This window comes from Bacillus sp. FSL K6-2841 (genome assembly GCF_037976435.1).
In the GTDB taxonomy this organism is placed as follows: domain Bacteria; phylum Bacillota; class Bacilli; order Bacillales; family Bacillaceae; genus Bacillus; species Bacillus pumilus.
This window is the reverse complement of sequence record NZ_CP150266.1, coordinates 699,690-706,867: the sequence shown is the minus strand read 5'-3', so window position 1 is coordinate 706,867 and position 7,178 is coordinate 699,690. Positions and strand designations below refer to the sequence as shown.

At 44.8% G+C, this 7,178-nt stretch carries 2 protein-coding genes; both read right to left on the bottom strand.

The genetic code is table 11. From position 1 onward, the window contains the following. Window positions 1-4,506, bottom strand: a complete 4,506-nt coding sequence (locus tag MHH68_RS03445; protein ID WP_339165146.1) for a type I polyketide synthase — start codon at window positions 4,504-4,506, stop codon at window positions 1-3. Further along, window positions 4,499-7,168: a non-ribosomal peptide synthetase gene (locus MHH68_RS03440; RefSeq protein WP_339165144.1), complete on the bottom strand. Its 2,670-nt coding sequence runs from the start codon at window positions 7,166-7,168 to the stop codon at window positions 4,499-4,501. The genes MHH68_RS03445 and MHH68_RS03440 overlap by 8 nt, the downstream gene beginning before the upstream one ends. Between the last annotated feature and the right edge of the window lie 10 nt (window positions 7,169-7,178).

Below are 7,178 nucleotides of genomic sequence, written 5' to 3'. Positions count from 1 at the left end.
CTATTTTCGTTTTAATCTCTGTTTACGGCGGTTTTTCCCATCTGCCATCGCCTGTTTGCGGAGATTAGATGATTCAGTGACAGCTTGCTTTTCTTCCTTCACGCCATGTATCTTCTTCAGTTCTGCAGCCAATGACGCGATCGTTGGATGACTATACATCATGACCACTGGAACCTCTATCCCATAAATTGATTTAATATGACCGCTCATCTGCAGCAAATCAAGGGATGTCGCACCCATTTCAAAGAAGTTCTCATTCACATCCGGTTCATGAGGAAAAAAGGAGCTGAGTGCATCACTCAATGAGACTTCTAGGCGATCATCTATGACCTGCGATATTTGTTGCGACGACTCTTTTTCCTCCTGCATAGGTGTTAAGCGGTGCTTTATTCTCTCACCCATGTCTCGAACAGAAACAAGAATTTGTGGATAGTCTAGACGAAGCACTTCCTGAAAGGCCTTGATTCCTTCTTCTGGTGAAATTCCCGCCTGCTCCTCGAGCGCCATCATGTCATTGACTTTGGCCGCTAATGCTGAGTCGTGTGCCATGCCGACTTTTTCCCATCGATCCCAGTTTAAAGAAATCACTGGCTTTCCTTCCTGCCTCTTCGCATGAGCAAAGCTGTCCATAAAAGCATTGGAAGCCGCATAAGCCACTTGTCCAGCCGCTCCAAGAAAAGACACTAGGGATGAACAAAGTAAAACGAAGTCGAGCGTTTCATTCTTGAGTGCTTCATCCAACACATAGGTCCCGTTGATTTTTGCCTGACACATGCGAATTTCATCGTCTGCTGTTCTTGCTTGGATGATCTTCCCATCTGCTTCTCCTGCCGCATGGATGACACCATGTAAATCGCCAAACGTTGTATGAGCCAGCTGGACCGCTTTCTGCACAGCGTCTTTATCCGACACATCACCGTGTACAGTTAGTACATCAGCTCCTAACTCTTCAAGAGTCATCAGCTTTTTCACGGTTTCAGCTTCTTTCCCATCTGCATCACTCAGCTCATGCCATGCAGAGCGTTCACGTATCTGTGATCGGCTGAGGAACACAAGTTTTGCTTGATACGTTTCTGCTAAATGTTGAGCTAGTGTGAAGCCAATGCCTCCCATACCGCCGGTCAGGAGGTAAACACCATGAGTCCTGAAAGGCTGCGTGGACGATTCCTCTTTACTTAAAGGTGTACTTGAAGCTTTTCGAACCCACCTGCTGTTCCCCCGATACGCCACAAGCGCCTCTTGATCGTGCATTGCCACCTCATATGAAAGAAATAGCGGCCAGTCCGCCTTTGTTTCCTGACATAAATCAACGTGCTGACACGCAATATGCTGATATTCTTGAGGAATGGTCAGAGCTAGTCCAGTGCATGTTGCTTGAAGAGGATTGACCTTCTCCATCCCGATGACATCATGCGCTTGATTTGTCACAAGATGAAGACGGATGGTTGTGTTATGATGCTGACTGATGAGCCTGACGAGATCGAGTACAGATAAGTAGTTTGGCTGATCACCTGTATCTTCTGTCAGTTCATCATGCATCCAGATGATCTCTTCCGGTATAAACCCAGATTGGTGCAGTTCAGCCATAACCCACTCTAAGTGTGACAGCATATGAACGTCAGCCTTCATCAACTGGTCATTTTCTTTGATCGTATGATCACTTTGACAGACGCTGACAACTTCTGCATGCCGTTCTTTCAAATAGTCGCCAATATGACCACTTTTCTCAAAAACCAAGATACGCTTCCCTTGATGATGCTGCTCTTTTAGTACAGGTGCAGAGCGCTCCCACACCGGTATATAAAACCAGTCTTCAAAATCAGCGGAGAATTTCTCACCCTTTTCTGATGGCGCTATAGCGGTCATCAGCTGATCTGCTTTAAACTGCGGAGAGGGGAATATTTGATGCTCGAATGGATATGTTGGCAGTGACACTCGATATGGGGCCTTTTCTTTTCTGACAGCGCTCCAGTTCGGTTCCACTCCAAAACTCCACAGCTTCCCTATAGCTTTTTTCATATATTCATCATCATCAGCTTGTTCTTTTGGGTGTCTCACCAATGAAACAGCTGCTGCTTTGTTCACATCATAGTCCTCATGTCGTTTCACAAATTGAGTCAACGTATGACCTGGCCCCACTTCAATGAAAACCACTTCTCCAAGTCCAAGTAACGTCTCTAATCCTTGACTAAATAAAACAGGCTGCCTGATATGAGATGCCCAGTAATCAGGCGATGATGCTTGCTCATTTGTTAACCAGTTCCCTGTCACATTCGAAAGAATCGGAATCTCGCCCTGTTGATAGGTGATTTCCGAGAGAACGTGCTTAAACTGTTCGGACGCTTCAGCCATCATACTCGTATGAAAGGCGTGAGAGGTTTTCAATGTTTGGACAGAAGCTCCTCTTTTTTCAGCTTGTTCGAGATAGATCTGTAATCGTTCTGAAGGACCGGAAACAACAGATAATTGCGAGCTATTCACCGCAGAAAGCTCGACACCTTCAGGAAGATCATGTTCAATCTCTTCGGCAGAGAGTGACACTCCGGCCATTTCACCCCGAGGCATTTTTTGCATCAAACTGCCTCTTTTTAAAACGATACGGATTGCATCTTCAAGGTGAATAATACCGGCCACGCAGGCAGCTGTTATTTCTCCAATGCTATGACCAATGAAATAATGCGGACGTATGCCTAGTCCCATCAGCTTCGATGCGAGCGCATACTCAAAACTAAACAAGATGATTTGTGTATATGATGTTTGCTGCATGAGCTGTTCTGCTTTTATGAACTCTTCTTCGGTTGTTGGGTATAACACGTTCTCGATCTCAACACCTGATAAAGATAAAATGATGGCAAAACATTTCTGAAGCATTTGTTTAAATTCAGGATCTTTCTCATATAAATCTTTGCCCATATTCACATACTGAGCACCTTGTCCAGAAAACATCCAGACGACTGCAGGCTGTTGAAAGGCCTTTTGCGGCTGTCCCGCTGACTGGAATGTGCGGTCAGGACCTGCAAGAAAAGCTTGTCGATAAGGAAAATGCTTTCTTCCCTCTTGCAGTGTAAAGGCAGCCTCGGATAGTGTGACACGCTTTTGATCTTTTAAATAAGATGTCATTTGTTCAGCAGATTTTTGAACCGCCTGCTTCGATCTTGCAGAAATCACCATTAGTTCATGATCTCTTTCTACTGACGGTTTGTCGGCGGCGGGTGCCTCTTCCATGATCAGATGTACATTCGTTCCACCGACTCCAAATGAACTAACTCCGGCACGCAGCGGCTGCTCTGTTTTCGTCCATGGTACGGGTGTTGTATTGACATAAAATGGACTTGATTCAAAATCAATTTTCGGATTCGGCTTTTTATAATGAAGGCTAGGCGGCAGCATCTGATGGTACAGACTAAGCGTTGTCTTGATAAAACCTGCAACCCCTGCGGCTGAATCAAGATGACCAATATTGGTTTTCACAGACCCAATCGCACAAAACTGTTTTTTATCCGTTTGAAAGGCTTTCTTTAGTGACTCAATTTCAACCGGATCTCCAAGAGTTGTACCTGTGCCATGTGCTTCAATATAAGAAATACTCTCAGCTTCTACACGACTGATGTTGAGTGCCTTTTTAATCACTTCGCTTTGTCCTTCTATACTTGGTGCTGTGTAGCCAACCTTCCGCCCGCCGTCATTGTTATAGGCTGAACCTTTAATCACGCCATAGATATGGTCCTTATCTTTTAGTGCCTGCTTTAATGATTTGAGCACAACAACGCCGCAGCCCTCACCGCCTACGGTACCTTCTGCCTGTTCATCAAAAGCCCGGCAGTGCCCATCTGGCGACATGATCATCCCCTCTTGATACATGTATCCTTTTTTGTGAGGGGTCGTAATGGTGACGCCGCCTGCGAGAGCCATTTTACATTCTCCGGTAATTAAGGCGCGTGCCGCCATATGAATGGCAGTCAAAGAGGAAGAACAAGCTGTATCAACAGCTACGCTCGGCCCCTTCAAATTCAATTTATAAGATACCTTTGTGTTCATGAAATCTTTATCTGTTAACTGAACAGCCGCAAATTGTTCGGATGAGTGATTCGTTCTCATCAGCATGGAAGCAGCTTGCCAATATAAATTAGCAGAGGCGGCTCCAAATAAACCAATTGGTTCCTGATAGGTTTCAGGGTTATAGCCTGCATCTTCAAGAGATTCCCACGCCACCTCATGAAACATGCGGATCTGCGGGTCCATTACTTCTGCTTCACGCTGTGAATAACCAAAGAAATCTGCATCAAAATGATCATGCTGATCAACTGCTCCTTTGGCACGTACATATTGCTCATGATCCAATGCTTCTTTCTCAACCCCTGCCTCAAGCAGCTCTTCCTTCGAAAAGAACGTAATAGACTCTCTTCCATTTGCAAGGTTGTCCCAAAAGTGATGAATATTCTTTGCTCCTGGAAAACGGCAGGCCATCCCAACCACTGCAACCTCTAATCCTGTGAACTTACTCATCTATCATCCCGCCTAACAGTTGAGCGGCACTTTCTAAGTCATCCGCTTCATTTTCTCCATCATCTTCGATTTGTTTCTCTTGCCCTGATGCTTTGTTTTTTATTTGAGCAGCTATTTGTGAAACAGTTGTAAATTGGAACAGCTCCATCACTGTCAGCTCCTGCTGAAATTCCTCTTTCACTTTATTGGACAACTCAACGATATTAAAAGAGTTCCCGCCTAAGTCAAAAAACGGTTCATCTATACGAATCTGCGAAGCAGGGACTTGTAAAATAGAGGCGAAAATACGAACAAGCTTCTGCTCTGTTTCATTATGTGCTTGAATGGTCATAGGCTCTTGATTGTCTACCAGCTGATCTTCTGGATTCGGCAGTGCTTGGATATCCAATTTCCCTGATAGATTCAAAGGAAATTGCTCTATTTGGATGACATGTCTCGGCACCATATAACCTGGTAATCTATCACTTAAAGACTGACGAAGCGCGCGCTGATCTATCACTTGTTTTGCCATCATGTATGCGCAAATGTATTGGTCCTGATCCTGCGTTTCCTTAGGAATGACAATGACATCTTGAATCAATCCTTGCATATGCGGGTCATCAAGAATCGCTCTGCGGATTTCCTCTAGCTCAATTCGATATCCCCTAATTTTCACTTGACTGTCGTTTCTCTTTGCAAATTCTAATAAACCATCAAACCGCCATCTTGCAAGGTCTCCCGTACCATATAACATCCCGCTGCTGAGCTCTGGTTTTTCAATAAATTTCTCCTTGCTCAGATCAGGGTGATTGATGTACCCACGACCTACACCATCGCCTGTTATATATAACTCTCCAAAGACGCCAATCGGAACTGGCTCTCCTTGCGCATCACATATGAAAATATGCTCATTCGGCATCGGCTGTCCAATAGGAATGACTTGCTCATCCCAGTCTTGGGGAATCAAAAAGGATGATGACTGAACCGTACATTCAGTCGGCCCATACGCATTAATCATGATCGGTTTTTCACCTGATATATGCTGTAAAAATTGATCCATCAGCTCTTTTGTGAACACCTCTCCGCCAACCAGCAACATGTTCAACGCAGGCAGGTCTTGTCTTGATTGCGCTGCTGCTTTGTTCATCAGCTTCAAGTGGGAGGGGGTCACATCAGACAGCTGAATGTGATGTTCTTGGTAAAACGACCATAACGCATGCCCATCCATACGGACTTCATCTTTGGCAATATGCAGCGTATGTCCGAGGAGCAATGCTGGGAACAATGTTTGAACAGACGCATCAAAAATGTGTGAAGCTAGCATCCCTACTTGCAAAGGATCAGGGAGTAGATCAAAAAAGCGCGTTTTCATTCCATATACCAAATTTATGACATGACGATGTTCGATAACGACACCTTTCGGATGCCCTGTTGTACCTGATGTATACAGGACATACGCCATATCGGAAGGCGAGATAGACCAAGTCAGATTCTCTTTTATTGATGATTCTTGAAGCATGTCTTGAATCACATGAACCTCGACATCCAATCCTTCGTGTCCTTCTGCATCCGAGACAATAGCTGCAGCGCCGCTGTTTTTGAGCATATACCGAATTCTTTCGATCGGCAGATGGACATCAATCGGTAAATAAGCATAGCCAGCCTTTAAGATGCCAAGAATGGCAATGACTAGTTCAGCAGATCGATACATTTTGAGTCCAACAGGGGTCTCACGTGTTATCTGACTTTGAGACAGTCTAAGCGCAATGCGATCAGATAATTGATCAACCTCTTCATATGTATAGGAGGTAGTGCCAAACACAACAGCCGTTCGTGCTGGATGCAATTGAACTTGTTGTTGAAATAACGACACAATATCACGATCCACTGGATAAGCGAGCGACTCCCCTTGAAACGAATCAAACAGCTGACTTTTCTCTACATCAGATAAAAATGAGTGAGTGCTCATCATTTGCTCAGGCGTTTCGAGACATTGCTCTGTGAATCCCATGAAATGATTGGAGAACTGCTCCATCATGTGGTCATCATAAATGGAAGCATCCCAGTGAACTTCAGCATGAAGGTGATCTTGTTCTTTCTTCCAAACAATAAGCACATCCGCATACAGCTGCTCTCGGTCAGCATGCCCATGCAATGGTTCAAATGCACATGCCAGATTGACACGCTTCTTGTCTTCTCCTACTGAACGCCAAAGCTCATCCATTAATATTTGAACAGGATAGTTTTGATGACGCACTGCCTCCTGAAACGATTGTTTCACTGCCTCTAGCCCTGCGCTAAAGCTCATATGAGGCTCAATCTCTGCCTTAAGCGGCAGCATATGATTGATGGCGGATTGATTGGCAGACTGTTCCATTGTAGGAACAGTCACCATCAACTCAGTTTTTCCGCTATAACGTTGAAGCAAGCCAAAAGCTGCTGTGGTTAGCACGATAAACAGCCGCAAATCAGAATCTCCGCATAATTGTTTTAACGAATGATTCATAGCCACAGGGAAGGACGAATGAAGCGATCGGTTCATTGCAGCAGGTTCGGCCTTTGAAACCGTATGAGGAATGCGGCCATCAAGCTGGACACCTGATAAGATCGATGTCCAGTAGGCTCTTTCCCTCACCCTTTCCTTCGCCGCTGCTTTCAGTTGAAAATCATCATGTTCAATCACTCTTCCATTC

Excerpts from the sequence above, each read along its gene's own strand:
- MHH68_RS03445 (WP_339165146.1), bottom strand. The coding sequence starts at position 4,506 with ATGAGTAAGTTCACAGGATTAGAGGTTGCAGTGGTTGGGATGGCCTGC.